This window comes from Vibrio harveyi (assembly GCF_030060435.1).
Classification (GTDB): Bacteria; Pseudomonadota; Gammaproteobacteria; order Enterobacterales; family Vibrionaceae; genus Vibrio; species Vibrio harveyi.
This window is the reverse complement of record NZ_CP125877.1, coordinates 46271-62805: the sequence shown is the minus strand read 5'-3', so window position 1 is coordinate 62805 and position 16535 is coordinate 46271. Positions and strand designations below refer to the sequence as shown.

The following is a 16535-nucleotide window of genomic DNA, read 5'->3' as shown; positions in this document are numbered from 1 at the left end:
TACTTCACTATGGGAACGCCCCGGAATAAAATCCGGGGCTTACGATGGAATTAGTTGGACGTTTCTTTAAGGTCACGAACTAGCCGCAGATATATATTAGATTGTGCTAACGATGCGAACTCAGTTCCTTCATTGAAATCAATAACTCGCGCTTTCAACTGAGGGTTAACCTTGCTGTCAGGAGTGTTTGACCAATAAAGTACTTTTGGAGTGCTTTTGAATACCTCCAATCTGATCGCAGGAGCTGAGCATGACCTTTCGACAATGGAACCAAGCTCTTTAATGTTGGGTAGTCTCCAGTCAGAGTACCCTAGTAAATTGCTGCTGTTAGCGTCGTCCACAGCTAGTAACGCATCAGACCAAGTAGGAAATGATTTAAGAGTTCCAATGCAGTTATCGGCACTATATCTTTGCCCCATAGTGCAAGTGGTCCACATCAAGCCTGTTGCGGCGTCAGTAACTGTGCCGTCTTTATGTACTGTAAATTGCTCTATATTGGTGGTGGGAGCGATAATATCTGGCTTACAAGTCTGTGCGTAAGTTTGAGTTGATATCCCTACAAGACAAAGAATGCTTGCCGCAACGGTTAGTTTGGACTTCATCACTGTTTCCCTCCTCTTGCTAAACGAATGCTCGCCGAGTTGCTTTGTTTATGACACAACTTAGCTTGTCCATTGCTTGAGTCCATACACCATGCTGTACCTTCACCATTTGAACTCGGGGTTCCAGACCAAATCGGTGCGCCACCTTCGTAGTTATAGAAATAGTCGGTATCTAGCAGTGTTTGACTGTTTTCATAATTGGCAATAGAACGTAGCTCTTCAATGGAAGGTAATCGCCAATCTTTATAGCCACAAACGGCTAGCTCGTTGGCCGCACGAATGTAGTCATCGGTACTACATGATGTGACTTTTACATAGCCAGCGTTATCTGTCGTAGGGAACGCGCATTGTGCCTTATTGTGAACAGGAGCATTACGGTTTTGGAATTCTAGTGAAGCGCCACCAGCACTGCCACCGTCATTAGTTCTATCTTTGCTGTACCAGGTGTATAGGTAGTTTTTAGCTTGCCAGTTTTGATGCCAGTGATAGTAAGGGTAAGGAACATAATCCTTTGAGCTTGGGTTTCTGCTGGCACTCCAAGCATCATTTACTAGGGCTTTGAATTCAGCTTCCGAAAGTGAAGATGGAATATCAGTAATTGCATCACCTTTGTTTTCCCAGACGATCCCTGTTCGGTTATCCAAGACACATGACCATGCCGTTGCTGTATGAGGAAGGTGGTTTCCGGAAACGTCTAATTTTGTAAAAGAGAAACCTGCATAACCATCTAAGTAGTTTGGTGAGTCAGTATCAGCGCCAAATTCAGCATCTTGCCCCGGAAGATCATTAGGTGCGCCTTGGGCATCGAAGTCATTCCCATTTACATATCTGGTGACGCCAGTATCGTTTAACACTAAGTCTCCAAGGATAATAACACTGGTCTCAAACTGTTTGCTGAGTGTGGCATTGTTAGCCTCGGTAAGTTTAATTTTTATTGTTTCACCGCCTTCGGGAACGTCATCTTGAACAATATCTAACTCAAGAAACTGCTCAGTAGTTCCAGCAGGGAAAACAATAGTGCTGTCACTGATGACACTATAATCTTGGCCGTTAATAGCTAATCCACTGAGTTCGTAACTAACGCTTACATCTTTTCCTGATGAAGTGTTTAGTTGTAGCGGAATTTTAACGCGACCACTTCCTTCTGATGTGGTTCTGATTTCTGAGGTAAATGATATTTCTGGAGAGGAGTCATCATTGGTGATTGTTACGGTAGCAGTATCTCTCTCTATGCTGGAGGCACCAGAAACATCGAAAATCTGAACGGAGAAAGTTTCATCATCTTCATCCTTTACATCACCAATGATAGGGATGACCAAATCAATCCGAGCAACGCCATCTTGAAGCTCAAATTCTCCAACTGTTTCCAGGTAATCTTGATCTGATAATGCAGTTCCAGGGGTAGTTCGGAATTTACCTTTAATTACACCATCTTTACCACCGCTACGAGTAACACGCACTTTGGCATCACTGTTACCTGAATTTCCTTCTTTTATCGAGATGTTATCAATTTTAATAGAGCCAGATTTTGCTCCTGAGTTGGTGTTTGTATTGGAACTACTTCCCCCATCTTCCCCACCGGAACCACATCCGCTTAATGCTGCAATCAAAGCAATTGCCAATGCTGAACGTTTCATTAATGTATTGCCCTCTTTCATTAGACCTATTTGAGGTTTCCAGTCTAATCGGGCTTGTGCATAGATTATGACTCTGCACAAGCCCAATTTGGGCAAATACATCCAGTTTCTACGGCATAGAATTAGCTATTCTTTTTCTCAATTTGTAGGCCAGAAAATGTTCCTAAAATTGTGGAGCTTTGTTTGTCCGAACGCTGTTTTCTTTCCACTGCGGCCACGAAAGAAGCTATCTGCCTAGTATTGAACGGTTCATCTTGCACGATGATGATAGGTAACGGAGCTGTCATGGTTTTCAGTCCAGTGTTTTTTACAACGTTGGCCGTGGGCTGCACTTTCACATCCCGACGAATTCTCAGCGCTACATCAGGAGTGCTTGCGACCTTCTTAATGAGCTGGGTGAGAGGTAGTTCATTCTCCGAATTAGCTCGTTCCAACTCTTCACTCATTTTGGTAAGCAGATCTGCTTTGTCTGGTTGGTGCAGAGCATCCTTTCGCTGCCAACTAAACTTCACTGATTTTACGTCAGCATCGACTAGGCAATGGATTTGCCTGTAGAGATGTTTTGTCATGACGCCGGGGCAATTGTCATGGATTGCTTTGAACCGTGCTTGCCGGGTTTTGTTTTCGGTGATCACCAGCTCCTCGATGTCGGCCTTGCTTTGGTTGATGCTATGTACCAACTGAACAATCTCAGCGCTGTTGGGATTAGAGGGCAGCAGGTGGATCACGCCAACATAACGTCTGGCAGATTTCTGTGAGTAGGGATGTTTGATGTGCAGATCCACGTAGCCTTCACCCGCCAGCTTCATAGCGGCCATGCCGGAATGGTGCTCGGGCATGATGAGTTTTATTACCTCATGCTCATTGCCTTTATGTACTGGAGGTATCCGGCTCACTATCGCCATGCTTGGCATAGTGCTCGTTAGTAGTTTGTTCAGACGAGACAGATTAAATGTCACGTCGTCAAAGAGCGTTTTTATCTGGCTCATCATTTATTCCTTGCGTTGTTCTGACGGATCATTGATTACATTTTAGCCGCTTTTAGACCATCATGCAAAGTGGGGTATAAGCCTCGGTCGTCGCTAACGCTCCTCCTTCGGCTTTGTTGAGCCGGGGCTCGCCCCCGAATTTAGAAAGAGAGAGATAAATAGAGAAAAAGAGAGAAAAAAAGAGAGGTCTAGCAAGGTGGTTAGGGGGAAAGGTGTACTATCAGTTTTCTCGGTGGTGGAGGGGATTGGAGCTGTATCCTATGTTGCATGATGGTCTAAATTGCTATGTTTATGGGGTTATATTATGATACTGTGAGTTGATTTAAACAGAGGGGATAATGAATGTCGCAAGTGCATAGCGAAATCCGCAAGGCAGTTCAGGTAATAGAGGCGGCTAGATATCGTATGGGTGTTACCGAGTTTGTTTATACATTTATCGACCACTGGGCATATCAGCAGACCGGGCTGTACCCTCCATCATCAAAAATGCCAAAGGAACTGGAACCTACGGCTATCGAATTATCACATATCTTGAGTGCGGCCATGAGAAGCTATCCTGGTATTGACGTTCTCGGCATGTTTTTCTCCGAGTGTGGTTACTACAAACAAGGACAAAACTTCTTTCCTACTCCACCAGAGCTGGGGCGTTTACTTGCAGCACTCGTAGGATGGCCCAGTAACCATCACAATCAAGAACTTTCTTTCTATGAGCCATGCTCCGGCACTGGAGCGATTGCGATGAAGTGGATAATGGAGAAGATTCATAACGACGGTAAAGAAACGTTGGAGCAAAGCGTTTTAGTGCTTGAAGACGTTGATCGTACTATGTGTAAGGCAGCGTTGATTCAGATTATTAATCTTCTAAGTAACCTTGAGGTGAAGGTTAGAAAGTTGAGTATTAATGCTGTTGATGTACTAAGCCGTGCGCCCAAAGGCTTAGTGTATATCCTTGAACCTCAACCTTTAACCTATCTAGATAAAGTAGGTTAAGCATGTCTGGCCTTCATTCATCCCGAAACTTGCCCTTTATGGGCATTTTGGAATACCGAACCGCCACGATAGCCTGTGTAAAATCGAATTCTTATCATAACGCAGTGGAGAAGTATCATATGCCCTCATTATCTATAACTTATTCTATGGAATGCACATCCCAACTTGAAGATACTGGCGAATTTGCCTCTGTCTACAAAGGGGAGGTGTTCAGTTTTGACCACAATTCTGATGAAGAAGTAAAAGTTGGGTGCGTCCAATTGACACTAATTAACGTTTATCATGCTATAGATGAATGGGGAGACATTCATGAAGCTTTAGACCTTGAGGCTCGTCTCTACAATTACTCTTGTTTATTCTCAGATCATAACGAATTTTCTGATTGTATTGCAGATGCAGGCATGGATCTGGAAGAACTACAGGTCTTAATCGTTGATCACATTTGTTTAAAAGAAGAATTCCGTGGCCTTGGAGTGACACAACAAATCATTTCAGATGCTGAACGACGTTTTGCTCATAATAGAGGCTTGACCGTTCTTATGTGTGTTCCTTTACAGTTTACTAACTTTACTGATGATCCTTATATTGCTGAACAGGTTTCTTCTTTCAATGAAAACTTCGAAACAAGCCAATATAAATTAGAGTGTTTCTACAGAACTATCGGGTTTAGACCGATAGTTCCTGACCCAGAAGATAGTAATATTGCGCATTTTATGGCTCGTCCATCAGGCGTTGACTATTACAAAGTTTTATCTGACGACACGGAAAATAAGAACTTATAAAAATCTCATCATTATAGGACCTATCATGCAGAGCGACTTTTTTTCTAATCTATTTATTGGCGCTTTTGGAGAGCTTCTAAATCAACCGACAACGTGGATGTTGATTTTGGCTGTAACACTATTATTTGTTGCCAAAGTATTTTCACGCCATATCAAAGGGAAAATAGGCGAGTGGGCTTTATCAAAAATATTAAATAAAAAATGTGGTAATAACTGCATAGTACTTGATGATGTTACTCTTGAAGTTTCCGATGGAGATACTACTCAGGTGGACCATGTTGTTATTTCCCCAGCTGGAATATTTGTCGTTGAAACAAAACATTATAAAGGCTGGATTTATGGCAAGGAATCAGATCAATTTTGGACTCAAAAGATATTTAAACGTAGCTACAAGTTTCAAAATCCGTTCAGACAAAACTATAAGCATGTGAAAGCAATTCAATCTCTTTTGCCTAGCATTCCCCAGGAAGCGTTCTACTCGATTGTAGTTATGGTAGGTGAGTGCGAATGGAGGAGTAAAAACACACCACAGCTACTATTCACATCCGGTTGGAAGGCCGCAGATTATATTTATGAACAATCCAAGGAAAGCTCTTTTATCGACATTAATAGTGTTTATGAGAGTCTAGAGTCTGCACGTTTAGAAAAGGGGCTTAAAACTAACTTTAAGCATGTGAAAAACCTCAAAGCTAAACATCGTGCTTGAACTTAGCACTCAGGGCAGTGTAGTAGCGGTTTGCATCCTACACTGCCATCAGTCACACTCCTTTTCATGTTCTTTGTGAACGGCTCTTTTCATTGCGGCAGGGTGAACATAAAGGTTTGCTTTACTCTCATCACTATCAAGAATCTCAATATAGAAATGACCATGTTCTTCGGCCAACGCTGGTATTTGCTTCCATTTTGAAGAGTTTACAGAAAGAGCAATTGGGGCTACTTGCTTCCCATTATCGTCAAAGCCATTATCAATGTGATCAGCTAACAAATAAACTCTATTCGAAACGACAGCAGTATTTTCTTTAAATAACTCACTGTAAATAGCTAACGTACTCTCAATTAAGTTGAGGAATACGTAAAACTTTTCAACATCATTACCATAATTATTAACAAGAGATTTGAGCCTCCACAATTGCTCTTCCAACTTGTCACCTTTCTGCCCAGCGTAAATAAGAGCTTTAATATCTTTTCTTGTCTCCTTGTATGCTGCTTTTTTGAGTAAGGATTTCAGATAACGCATAACAATCGCATTTCGCTGGTGGAGAGGCACAAACCGACGTGTATCGCTACATTCCATATAAAGGTGTAACAATGTATTGATTACTAAGTCATTTACCAATTGTGGATAATCACCACTTTTTCTTCTCATTTATCACACCTCGCACTTAAAGAGTTGGTTTAGAACTGGTGTACCGAAAGTACAGTAATCGGTACACCTTACAACCTGTTCATTCTCGATTTAAATCATAATAATATCCTTAAATATCAGTCTGTTATGATTAACTATCTGGATGCAAAACAATCAAACTGTACCGCCATTCAATTCTAACATATTAAAGGTACACTTGTTTGTAACTGTACCGTATTTGGCATACTATTGACGGTATACTTGATTTTTTTGAAGAGAAATGATTATGGAAAAGCGGCAACAAAGTCCTGCATTGACTTATTCAGACGTAAAAAGTGTCTGTGACCGTCTACATGCTTCCGGAGAAAAGATAAGCGGCAATCGAGTGATCGCAGAACTTGGCAGAGGTTCCAAAGGAACGGCTCTAGGCTTTGTTAGGCAGTGGCGTGAAGAGCTCGAAGCATCCCAGGCTCATTTAATGGAATCAATGGGATTCAGTGATGCATTTGCTGACTCATTTATGAAAGAGATGGGCAGGTTTCAAACTGCTATTGAATCTCGCTTTGAAGAAACGCTACGTGCTGCTAAAAGTTCCGAAGCAGAGGCTCTTTCTGCCTTAGCTGATGCTGAAAGCAAAATAGAGCGCCTTCAATTTGAAGTTCAAAAGAAAGAACAGTTGGCACAGGAACATAGCGAACAACATGCAGCGGCCAAATCATCTTGGACTACTACTGAACAGACACTGCGTGATCAACTAGAAGAAAAGAGTAGGGTGATTGTTGAACATCGAACTCAGATTGACCGATTAACCACAGACTTAGCCAAAGCGGAGATGCGTCTTGAGGACAGCAGTAAGCTGGTAGAAGAGGCTCAATCTAACCGTGAACAACTACGCTCTGAGTTAAAAGATATCCGCGAAAAACTCACCCAAGCAGAAACACAAAACGCGACTATAAGTGCTCAAAATGAAGCACTCCGTGAATCTTTAAAAGCAGAGAAAGAATCGCATCAAACAACTCAGGATCGAGTCAACCATCTTCAAGAGCGGCTTATGCAATCAGAGAAAGGGTTGGGGCGACTGGAGACAATTAGCGAAGCTCTCGATACCGAAAAAGCAGCTCACGCGGCCACTTCAAAAGCAAAAAGCAAACTTGAATCTGATTTGAATTCCGAACGCAAAGCTCATATCAGTACAAAGAAAAAATTGTCGCAACTTGAGGTGAAAGATTAGTTATGAGCGAAACTAAATTGTTTGGTGAAGCTTTTAAAATCTATAACAAACACCAGCGTGTTGTAGTTCAGTTCCAGTATACAGAGACCCAAAAGGATGAATATCCTTCGGTCACAATCGAGATTGCGCCACTTCTTGGCACTGATGCAAACTGGCAGGAAAAAATTTCCGTCCAGTTGACAAGGTATGAGCTTACCAGCTTTACTCAGGTACTGTTCGGCCTTGCTCGTTTATCTGAGGGGGCTTATCACGGTTCTAAGCGTAACAAAGGTTTCAAATTGCAACATAATGGACCCGAAGGGATTTCACTATCCTTATCAGAAGCAGGGCAGGTTAAACAGTGTTTGTTTAATCCGCAAGAACGTACTGAATTAGGTTCGTTTATCATTCGACGTCTTGCTATGGGATGGAAAATGACGGTTGCTGATGTGTTGGCAATACTCCGCCAAAGCGCTTTGCTTGAGAGAACAGCTAAAAAAACAGAAAGCTAGCGTTTTGAAACCATAGCGATCATCAGCAATATTACCCACCAAGGCATAGAAAATACAATTGTGGCAGACATAATAGATACACTGTAAAGCCAATAACCAACCACCATTTCGGTTAGTGGATAATAAGCCTCGAAAATGAAGACAATCCCCGTTAACAACACTCCTACGGCTATCGCTCCCTTCCATGCGCTCTGCATATCAGCTTTGCTTGGTGTCGAGTGAAACGCCACAACGCTGCTGATCAGCATCCAGAGCCAGAACTGAGGCTCCGAGCTCACGGACAGAATCGCAATACCAGCACCAGAAATGCCGTACTGCACAGCATAGAAAGCATCTTTGACTGGATCGCCCGTTATTCCCATAGGAATTTCTACTATGCGCCAAGCCAGCGTATCCAATAAGCCTGGAAGCATTAGCTTTGTAGTTAAGTATATGACTGCACCAGCTCCTATCAAAGGAGCAATACCAATAAAGAAAAGCCCGACATTTTGCAACGGTGACAACACGTTCCATTGATGCTCGACGTATCCCAAGCGGCCATGCCCAGCAGTGTATTCAAAAAACTTTATTTTGGTTATTCGGTGCCGAAAAAGGAACGCCGCAATAGCATGACTGAGTTCATGAATAGGCACTCCAATAGCTGCTGTAGCTAAGTACACCCCCCGGCTGCCTTTATTGCTAAGCGCAATAGGGGTTAACAACTTTCCAATAAGGTTTTGAATAATGACCACCAGCACAATGGGCAGCAAACCAACTAAAAACCATGTCAGGAATGATACGAGCATGTTAAATTACCAACCTCTTACTTGCATTTCGCATTTGCTCATCTTTGATGCGAATATACCGTTGAGTGGTAGTAACGCTAGCATGTCCCATCATATCCTTTAAGGTCATGATATCAACGCCAGTTTCCAATAAGTCGTTCGCGTAAGTCCGACGCAAGTCATGAGGAGAGCAATGCTCTAACCCAGCTTCCATTCGTCTAGTTCTCAAGATTTCGTAGATTGCCTGATCTGTCATTCGACTGTCTTGTACATCATCATGTCGTCGAATTCTTGGAAAAAGAGGCCCAGGCTGTTCACCTCGAACATCATTAACCCACAATTTTAATCTTCTAAGCGTTCCGTCGGGCATAAAGGCCAATCGTTCTTTATTACCTTTACCCATAACTGTAATTGCTTGTTCTCGCCAATTTATATGACCTAGATCTAGGGCCACTATTTCACTTCTCCTTAAACCGCAGCCTAAAAGCACCCCAAAAATTGCACTATCTCTAACTCCTTTACATCGTGAGTCTTCATCACACACTTTGAAAAGCTGGGCAACTTCATGACGTTCTAGCGCTCTCCCTTTGGGAATTCTTTCGCCACGCACATTCTTTATTTGCTTGATATGGTGATAACTTTCCATATCAATCTGCTTCATTGTCCATGCTTCAAGAGCGACGCCTTTTAACCCAGCAAGATAGGTGTTAATGGTGTCTGGGGCTCTTCCTGCATCAATCAGCAAGTCAATAATACCCTGAACATGGTGGCGTCTCATTGTCCCCCAGTCACAATGAAACATGCTTTGGTTGCCCGTCATTTTGGCTACATTATTCAGGAAGTAACCCATTTTTTGACGGCTAAGCTTTGAGCGGAGACTAAGTAAATAGGCTGATGCCGCGTTAGTTTTTATACTGCTCTTAATCTGTTCTGCGGTGATCAGCTCTCCTTGTTGTTCCGCAGTTATTATGTTGTTAGCGTGATATTCCATGTTGGTTTCTCTTCTTTTCATGCACGTTGTATCGAGAGTAGGGGGCCACATTCACTTATTATTTTTTAAGCCCTAAAGCTACCATCAATAAATCTACGAACTTCTGGGAGATTGTTGGTTGCTTTTCTTCTTTAGGAGCTTTAGCAGCTTGTTCATATTGCTGGATCAAGGGTTCAAACCGTACTGGATTACATAGCAATTTATATACAGTCATATTTGGGCTCTCAATTGGTTTATTGCTTTCAAAACCAAACTGATCCACCAGGTATTTAGCAACAGCTCCGCTGCGTGAACGACCAAAATAGCAGTGAACGTAGATTTTATTCACTCCAGAAGAGATTAGTTGAGATATGAAATTTTTTAGTTTCTCTGCCTGTTCTGAATCAATATAAGAACAATAGCGCATTCGAAACTCATCTTTATGGATGTGGATAGCGTCTTCACTATAGCCTCCATCAAAAAAAGAATCTCTGTATATCAGCTCCCAGGAACCGAGTTCAGCTAAAGGTTTTCCCGGATCGGTGATAGAAATCATTGCTACTCCGGGCTCTGGGTGAATAGTCTCAGCCTCTCTCTGGCTAACAAAAATAACTTTTCCGTTACACATTGGTTCCTCTTTGAATGTTCTTTTGGGACAATAAAGTGGATTAGTCTTTGTTTTAGTGAAACAGCTTTGTATCTGGCTGTTTTTTAATTACTTTTACACTTTGTTCGTATGGTGCATTCTTGGTTTTGCTCATTGTTTCACTAGAACAGTGAATATCTGCTTGCGTCTTTGGGGTGGGAATCTAATAGTTCTTTGGCCTGGCGTTCACCTTCTGCTGTATTAACAGGAAGGGTTGTATAAACACCATAATGGCGCATGTCTACAATATAGTCTCTACAGCATAGAGCCACATTATGAACTTTGCCCTCTGCATCGAGACCACCAAAGGTATGACATGGCTGAGTAAACATTCGCTTGCACTTTGAGCAACGAGCGCTGTTTTTGTTGATCACTCTACTTAGAACTTTTTCAAACTTTGTTTTATTTAGCATATGTCACCTCCAGAACCTAAGCATCTTACGTGACCGCGTAACAAATAAAATCCATAGCTCCTCGTTAACACCGTGCTCAAGAGTGTGTTTTTTCATGTCCTCTTTTAGTTTATAGAACTCCCTTTTAAACAAGACATGCCGTATAAGGGTAACTGCAAAACCAAGAGTTGAAAGTACTGCTGCTACTAGTGCCATTTCAGTTAAATCCACGATTTTCCGCCTCCGTACCTTGTTGTACCTAAATATGAAAATGAAAGTATGTAGGTAAAATAAAGTTTGCCAACATACAACTCTATGTAGAATAGAGTTCGCCAAAATGGATAACGCCACTGCTAAACCACCCGGTATATCATGGTTTTAGAATAGGACGGCTATCGTTCCTTTTATCCACTCAAAAAGATGCTTATACGTGACTTTATGCCCCTCGTGCGCGAAAAGTGAGTCGCAAACTATTCGACCTTTAAATTTCACAAGCTCTACTTTGGAAAAGGTACATTTTCGTAAGTAGAGAGTTTAAGGTTAATATTACACCAGTTACTGGCTTGTGGCGACAAAAAAGTCCTCTCTCAGGTTGCATATTTCACCACCAGCCAATCCGGTTGGTTTTCGGCTAAAGTCTTGCAAATTATTCCACACGGAATAATTGACCTTTGGGTGTATCATCTACGGGGTTCTTATGGGTGAAACAGCATGTTCTTGTTAAACAATACAAATTTTGACATTAGCACTGCCGAGGAGATCCCTGAACGCATTCAGTTATTGATTGATTCATCATCTCCGCTAGAGGCAAATCTGATGACAATCGTAACTCAGCGGGAAATGTATCTTGCCAACTTTTCCCGGATGAATGATCAAGAGAAATCCAATTTTGTCGCTTCGTTGACGCGCATGTTCATGCGTAACTCGTGGACAAGATAATTTTCAAGGTGTTTTGTGAATTTCTATCAGAAAGGAGGAAGTGAATATTTATTTGTCTGTGACCTGTTTAAGGAGCTTCGGAAAAAAAGCAACTTATCTCAGGCTGACGCGGCCAACCATATCGGTGTTAACCAATCTTTCATTTCCAAGTTCGAAAATGGTCATACTGGGATTGACCTATTTGATGCATTAGCTCTCCTTGACTTGTATGGTATCGATCATGTTGATTTTTTCTATATGCTTGATCAGTTTAAAAAAAAGGAGATTAGAAAAGGTGCTCTACTCCACTACTTTTTATCAAGAAGCTAAACCTAATTACTCCAAATCCCTTTCATTAGATTAAACATCGAGTAGTTTAAATTCTTGCGTTCATCGCCTTGCGGGTAAGGATGCTTGTCATGATGTTCTTTAGGTACATCTGAAAGTAAAGTGTCCATAACAAGCCAATCACAACTTATTCCTTTGCTTATAAGTGAGTCCTGGACAAAAGCTTCAAAAGCCCTGGCTAACATCTCGCTTCTTTCTATCCAGTATTTTCGCGCTCCCTTCTGGCCTGCCAGTTTCTGTGATTGATTGAAATACTTAGTACCAGAGCAAAGTTGCTTAGTAATGATATTCCTCATAAGGAGAATGTTTTTCCTGAACTTATCAGGTGCGTTTTCCATGTCTACGCCAGTAATAAACTCACTGATCAATTTACCCTCATATCCTCTAGACCTTGCCAGAAGTGCATCAACTCCGTGGAACCACTCGTGAGAAATTGCACCAGGTCCACTCCGCCGAGTCAAATTGATGATATTTAGGTCTGGCTCATAATGGGCGCTTGCTTTCCCCTGCCCCCTTGCGCCGAAAGCTATGCCAAGTTGTCCTCCAAGCCCTATCCATCCGTCTGGTATCTCTAATATATGAGCTAATACCTTGAATGCATAAAAGCTATTGTTTACAAACAGTTGACGTTCTTTGTCTGGCATAGAGCTCCCAAACTGAACTCCTCTAAAATTGAACGTGTTTATGAATTGTTCTGGTGTAACATCATAGCTGAGCTGTATGTTTCTTATCGTTTCGATTTTCTTTCTGGGGATATAGGGCGATACATCCAAATTCATGTGACAACGTAACGTATTTATAGCATCTGTTTCACTTTTGAATTTGTTAGGGAACTCTTCTGTTTCTTTATATACAAACCGTTTTCCTTGTATCGAGCACAATCGGTAGAATCCCCCCTCGAAGGCCACCGGAAATAGGTCAACATTGTATGGCTTGATTGTATAAGGCCACCCTAATTTTGGCAGCAAATGAATTAAAGATGATTGTCGTAGCGTCAAGGCAAACGGAGTTTTGTAGGTTCTATTTTCACCTCTACCAACAGCGTACAATGGGTAAACATCTCTAATATGTTGCCTACCAGTTTTCTTAGGAATACCCATCCGACTCCGAAATCGTTCCGGTAGCAACTTTACATCATCATTGTCAGCTACGTTTTCAAACAACTCTTGCAAAACCAATAGTGATTTTTCGTATGCGTTTGTCCATTGCTCTTGACTGACAGATGGCTGAGCTGGACGGGGGTTATTCCTCCAACCAGAATAGTAAACCGATAAATATGCGCATACTTCAACTGACAGACCATCATCACACAATTCTTGCCAATTAGGTTCCGGCCAAATTGATTTAAGGCTAATGTTTGTGTCGCCGTTATCTTTCCCTAATACCAAATGCTTCTTTGCAAAAGGTAAATACTCTCCGGTGTCGTCTAACTTACCCATATAACAAGACTCTTGGTTCTACTATAGAATTACACTTATACACCAGAGAACACTTAGTTAACTAACGCGGAAATGCCCAATCTCGGCAGATTAATAATGCGTAGAAACGAAAAAACCCCACCAGCAATGATGGGGTTTGTTTGATCTAATAATGACAGTTCTAAGCTGGGGTGTGATTACCCTTTGGGCCCTTGCTATCACCTTCTTTTTGTCCAGCGTACCAAAAGATAACACCGACAGCGGCAATCGTAACGATTAGGCCGCCAAGCCATATCCAGAGTTCCATACGTTGCCTCCTATTCATCTACCGTTGATATTAGCACAATTACAGCCCCTAAGACGATCATAGCGGCACCTACCACACCAAATGCTATGGTTATAGGAAGGTGGTCTATTGCCTCAGCTCGCTTGAGTGCTAAACCTAGCCCTGAAAAAAGCACCAGGGCCAAACCTGCGGTTCTGAGCAAATCGGCAAGATATTTACCGACTGCTTCATATTTCTTTTTCATTTAGCTCCTAAATCTGATACGGAGCCAGCCCTATCAGGGCTTGGCCCCTCAAGGGTTAATAATCTAATCTACACTCGTAGATTACTTGGATAACTCATTGCGAATAGCGATGAGAAGATCCTCAGCTTTCAAGCCATGACCAGACACAGCGCCAATAACCTGTAAGAGATCGTCGGTTTTCTCGTTACTTTGAATGGCTTGAACGACAACCTTAGCCATCGCTGGCAGTAGTTGCTGTTTAGATTCACTTAGCTGCTCTGCAAGCTGTGAAACGATTTCGACATGGTTAGTCATACATTTCTCCAAGTTAGATACCTTTTAATCCTGCCTGGCTAGGATAAACAATACTGGCACGTTTTATCTCTTCTAGAAGAGCATTAAGAGATTCACCCTTTAAGGCAAACCCAACGAATTCAGCGATGTCATCATAGCTATCTCGCCATTGCATTGAGCTTTCAAAATGTTCAAGAACCCCATGCTTTTGCATGATTGGCCGTAACATCTGATCTCTCAACTCACAGCATTCTTTGTATTGCGCATATCTCAATCTGCGTTGATAAGCTTCCTCGGGAAGCTCCTCAATTGGACCAAGGCAGCAATAAGGAGCGGGATAAAGTATTGTCTTTTTACCGTTTGAGTTACTTTTCATATCTCTATGAGTATGTTTCCAGATCAGTTGTATTTGCTCTGGTGTTCTAGTTCGAACTCCTGGTTTAGACATGGTTAATCTCCAAATAATAGGGAGGAGATCCACCCCTCAGGGAATGAATCTCCCTGCGGGGTTAAGTTTCGAGCTACAACGGTTAATTGTTATAGCGACAGATGAGAGCCCTCTTCATGAGCGAGCATTATTGTAACGTCAGCCATGATCGAATCTGTTTTGATCACAACCTCCGTCGGCTGTAGGAACCCATCTATCGGCATAGGGTAATACAGACGGATGACTCCCCAGTTTTTATTATCAGTGAAAGCTACCTTTGTTTGAGCGACACATAAACGCAAAAACATAAGCAGGTAATCTTCCTCGGTATATTTACCATTCTCCTTGCAGATTGCTTTTGCAAGAGCAGGGGTAACAGCTACGTTGGTTAAAAATCCAGCCTTCTTACCGAGAATTGAGTAATCAACGATAATACCCTTTTCAATTGCTTGTTCGCGTACTTGAGTTGGGTTCAATTGAAGTGCTTGGTTCATATGGTGTACTCCTTTTAAATGGGTACACCAACCCCAAGAGGGTGATGTACCCTCGTGGGTTATAAAAAAGTGAATTAATGCTGTTTATTTTTGGCGACCAGCTATCGCACATCAGCGCTCAAGGCACTTTCCTAAGAAACCTGTTTAGGATGCTTAGGAAAGCGAGGGGTTTCCCCCTGCGCTTTAGGCTCCCGATCTTGGGGCTATTTTAGCTTGTCTCAGACAAAACTTTTTTAAAGTACTGCTCCATCTCTACAAAGGATGTAAACGTATTCTTAAACTCCTTAGTCGGCCACTCGTGAGGATGAATCCCCTCGAATACAACGTGCGTTCCAAACGACGAACTAACAGCTAAACGTCGGCCCGTTCGCTTTTCAAAGTTTTCAAATAGTGCTTTAACGTTCTTGTTTGCTTGGTTGGAAGCAATGATTTTGTCTCTGAGAGCTTTTCTCATGGTCATTTTCCTCATCTTTAATTGATGGGAAAACAAGTGCCCAGAGGGCTCTTGCTCCCCCTGGGGTTTATTTAATGGCTATTTATGCAGTCACAATCAGTTCGTGACACTTTAGTGAAATATCAGTTTCATTATAAATTGCAGTAAGAATCGGCTCAATATCATCAACTTCCACCAGCGAGGATATAGATGCATTTTCCTGACGTTCAGCTTCGAGCAAGCCTTCATAGGTCTCTCCTGAATAACCCGCCATTGCAACTTTCTCCGGATTCCACAACACATATGTTTTCTTCATTTTCTCTTACCTTCTTGTAATGAGAAAACAATGGCCCAAAGGGCTTTGTTCCCCCTGAGTTAAAATTACTGCTCATTACATACTGGAGTATCAATCAGAGCATCCTCCGATGAATGAACAATGGCGTTAACATATTCACAGGCATAATCACTAAATGCCTGTTCAATAATTTCCACCTCATCATTCTCAATACCACCTGAATAACTGAGGGTCATAGTTTGTCTTTTAAGAGTCAAACCATTTAATGTGCAATAATACTGCCTCCAAGTCAGTTCAACAGCAAACCGCTCGAATGCAATTTGCACATGCTTATCCGGATCGGTACATAACAGAGAATCTTTTACACCATCGATCGAAACGCTCTCTTTTTTTTCAAGCGCTTCAATCAGTGGTCTGCACCGATACTCTTTACCCTGAGGGATATTTATATATTTTTTAATGACTTCCAAATTATGATCATTAATCTCCTTTGAACATAAAGAAGATTTATTTAGAAGTTCCGTTTTTCCAAATAATTTGTCTTTTTTCACTTTCATTAT

At 41.9% G+C, this 16535-nt stretch carries 23 protein-coding genes; 6 read left to right on the top strand and 17 right to left on the bottom strand.

The window, feature by feature from the left end; genetic code table 11:
• Positions 1-50 precede the first annotated feature (50 nt).
• The 3 genes from QMY49_RS26720 to QMY49_RS26710 all read right to left on the bottom strand — a co-directional run bounded on the left by QMY49_RS26720 (position 51) and on the right by QMY49_RS26710 (position 3231).
• On the bottom strand, positions 51-602 hold the full coding sequence (locus QMY49_RS26720) for an Lcl C-terminal domain-containing protein (protein WP_053309112.1): 552 nt from the start codon (positions 600-602) through the stop codon (positions 51-53).
• The gene (locus QMY49_RS26715) at positions 602-2239 is read right to left on the bottom strand and encodes an Lcl C-terminal domain-containing protein (RefSeq protein WP_053309111.1); all 1638 of its coding nucleotides are present in this window, start codon (positions 2237-2239) and stop codon (positions 602-604) included. The genes QMY49_RS26720 and QMY49_RS26715 overlap by 1 nt, the downstream gene beginning before the upstream one ends.
• A 122-nt stretch (positions 2240-2361) precedes the next feature.
• Positions 2362-3231 (bottom strand): DNA replication terminus site-binding protein, encoded by an 870-nt coding sequence (locus QMY49_RS26710; protein WP_257884090.1) that lies wholly within the window; start codon positions 3229-3231, stop codon positions 2362-2364.
• 339 nt (positions 3232-3570) lie between these two features.
• On the opposite strand from QMY49_RS26710, the gene QMY49_RS26705 reads away from it, so the two are divergent.
• The 3 genes from QMY49_RS26705 (at position 3571) to QMY49_RS26695 (ending at position 5706) form a co-directional block, all read left to right on the top strand.
• The gene (locus QMY49_RS26705; RefSeq protein WP_283317028.1) at positions 3571-4218 is read left to right on the top strand and encodes a restriction endonuclease subunit M; all 648 of its coding nucleotides are present in this window, start codon (positions 3571-3573) and stop codon (positions 4216-4218) included.
• A 119-nt stretch (positions 4219-4337) separates the two neighbouring features.
• On the top strand, positions 4338-5000 hold the full coding sequence (locus QMY49_RS26700) for a hypothetical protein (protein ID WP_283317027.1): 663 nt from the start codon (positions 4338-4340) through the stop codon (positions 4998-5000).
• 25 nt (positions 5001-5025) lie between these two features.
• Positions 5026-5706, top strand: a complete 681-nt coding sequence (locus QMY49_RS26695; RefSeq protein WP_130268191.1) for a nuclease-related domain-containing protein — start codon at positions 5026-5028, stop codon at positions 5704-5706.
• 48 nt (positions 5707-5754) lie between these two features.
• Here QMY49_RS26695 and QMY49_RS26690 read toward each other — a convergent pair whose 3' ends face one another.
• A complete protein-coding gene (locus QMY49_RS26690) occupies positions 5755-6366 on the bottom strand; it encodes a DUF2913 family protein (protein ID WP_283317026.1) in 612 nt (203 codons plus the stop codon).
• Positions 6367-6631: 265 nt separating this feature from the next.
• Here QMY49_RS26690 and QMY49_RS26685 point away from each other — a divergent pair, with 265 nt between their 5' ends.
• Positions 6632-7576 carry a DNA-binding protein gene (locus tag QMY49_RS26685; protein WP_283317023.1) on the top strand — a complete coding sequence of 315 codons (945 nt, stop codon included), beginning with the start codon at positions 6632-6634 and terminating at the stop codon, positions 7574-7576.
• Between the two features lie 2 nt (positions 7577-7578).
• A complete protein-coding gene (locus QMY49_RS26680; RefSeq protein WP_032073030.1) occupies positions 7579-8067 on the top strand; it encodes a hypothetical protein in 489 nt (162 codons plus the stop codon).
• Here QMY49_RS26680 and QMY49_RS26675 read toward each other — a convergent pair.
• The 4 genes from QMY49_RS26675 to QMY49_RS26660 all read right to left on the bottom strand — a co-directional run bounded on the left by QMY49_RS26675 (position 8064) and on the right by QMY49_RS26660 (position 10860).
• Positions 8064-8852 (bottom strand): hypothetical protein, encoded by a 789-nt coding sequence (locus tag QMY49_RS26675; RefSeq protein ID WP_041156844.1) that lies wholly within the window; start codon positions 8850-8852, stop codon positions 8064-8066. The two genes, QMY49_RS26680 and QMY49_RS26675, sit on opposite strands and share 4 nt — an antisense overlap.
• Before the next feature lies 1 nt (position 8853).
• A complete protein-coding gene (locus QMY49_RS26670; RefSeq protein WP_089204968.1) occupies positions 8854-9822 on the bottom strand; it encodes a tyrosine-type recombinase/integrase in 969 nt (322 codons plus the stop codon).
• Positions 9823-9880: 58 nt separating this feature from the next.
• Positions 9881-10429, bottom strand: a complete 549-nt coding sequence (locus QMY49_RS26665; RefSeq protein WP_014386789.1) for a protein-tyrosine phosphatase family protein — start codon at positions 10427-10429, stop codon at positions 9881-9883.
• A gap of 140 nt (positions 10430-10569) precedes the next feature.
• The gene (locus tag QMY49_RS26660; protein ID WP_130268193.1) at positions 10570-10860 is read right to left on the bottom strand and encodes a hypothetical protein; all 291 of its coding nucleotides are present in this window, start codon (positions 10858-10860) and stop codon (positions 10570-10572) included.
• A 933-nt stretch (positions 10861-11793) separates the two neighbouring features.
• Between QMY49_RS26660 and QMY49_RS26655 the strand changes: the two genes are divergently transcribed.
• Positions 11794-12087: a helix-turn-helix domain-containing protein gene (locus QMY49_RS26655; protein WP_017086065.1), complete on the top strand. Its 294-nt coding sequence runs from the start codon at positions 11794-11796 to the stop codon at positions 12085-12087.
• 2 nt (positions 12088-12089) lie between these two features.
• On the opposite strand, the gene QMY49_RS26650 is transcribed toward QMY49_RS26655, so the two are convergent.
• From QMY49_RS26650 to QMY49_RS26610, 9 genes are all read right to left on the bottom strand, one after another.
• Positions 12090-13544 (bottom strand): LPD1 domain-containing protein, encoded by a 1455-nt coding sequence (locus QMY49_RS26650; RefSeq protein ID WP_053309103.1) that lies wholly within the window; start codon positions 13542-13544, stop codon positions 12090-12092.
• Positions 13545-13704: 160 nt separating this feature from the next.
• Entirely contained in the window at positions 13705-13830 is a 126-nt protein-coding gene (locus QMY49_RS26645) for a hypothetical protein (RefSeq protein ID WP_017086067.1), read from the bottom strand.
• A 10-nt stretch (positions 13831-13840) separates the two neighbouring features.
• The gene (locus QMY49_RS26640) at positions 13841-14053 is read right to left on the bottom strand and encodes a hypothetical protein (protein ID WP_017086068.1); all 213 of its coding nucleotides are present in this window, start codon (positions 14051-14053) and stop codon (positions 13841-13843) included.
• 81 nt (positions 14054-14134) lie between these two features.
• The gene (locus tag QMY49_RS26635) at positions 14135-14347 is read right to left on the bottom strand and encodes a hypothetical protein (RefSeq protein WP_017086069.1); all 213 of its coding nucleotides are present in this window, start codon (positions 14345-14347) and stop codon (positions 14135-14137) included.
• 13 nt (positions 14348-14360) lie between these two features.
• Entirely contained in the window at positions 14361-14774 is a 414-nt protein-coding gene (locus tag QMY49_RS26630) for a hypothetical protein (RefSeq protein ID WP_053309102.1), read from the bottom strand.
• A gap of 89 nt (positions 14775-14863) precedes the next feature.
• On the bottom strand, positions 14864-15247 hold the full coding sequence (locus QMY49_RS26625; protein ID WP_053309101.1) for a hypothetical protein: 384 nt from the start codon (positions 15245-15247) through the stop codon (positions 14864-14866).
• Positions 15248-15455: 208 nt separating this feature from the next.
• Positions 15456-15701 carry a hypothetical protein gene (locus QMY49_RS26620; protein WP_096443327.1) on the bottom strand — a complete coding sequence of 82 codons (246 nt, stop codon included), beginning with the start codon at positions 15699-15701 and terminating at the stop codon, positions 15456-15458.
• 82 nt (positions 15702-15783) lie between these two features.
• The gene (locus tag QMY49_RS26615) at positions 15784-15996 is read right to left on the bottom strand and encodes a hypothetical protein (RefSeq protein WP_053309099.1); all 213 of its coding nucleotides are present in this window, start codon (positions 15994-15996) and stop codon (positions 15784-15786) included.
• Positions 15997-16061: 65 nt separating this feature from the next.
• On the bottom strand, positions 16062-16532 hold the full coding sequence (locus QMY49_RS26610; protein WP_053309098.1) for a hypothetical protein: 471 nt from the start codon (positions 16530-16532) through the stop codon (positions 16062-16064).
• Positions 16533-16535 lie beyond the last annotated feature (3 nt).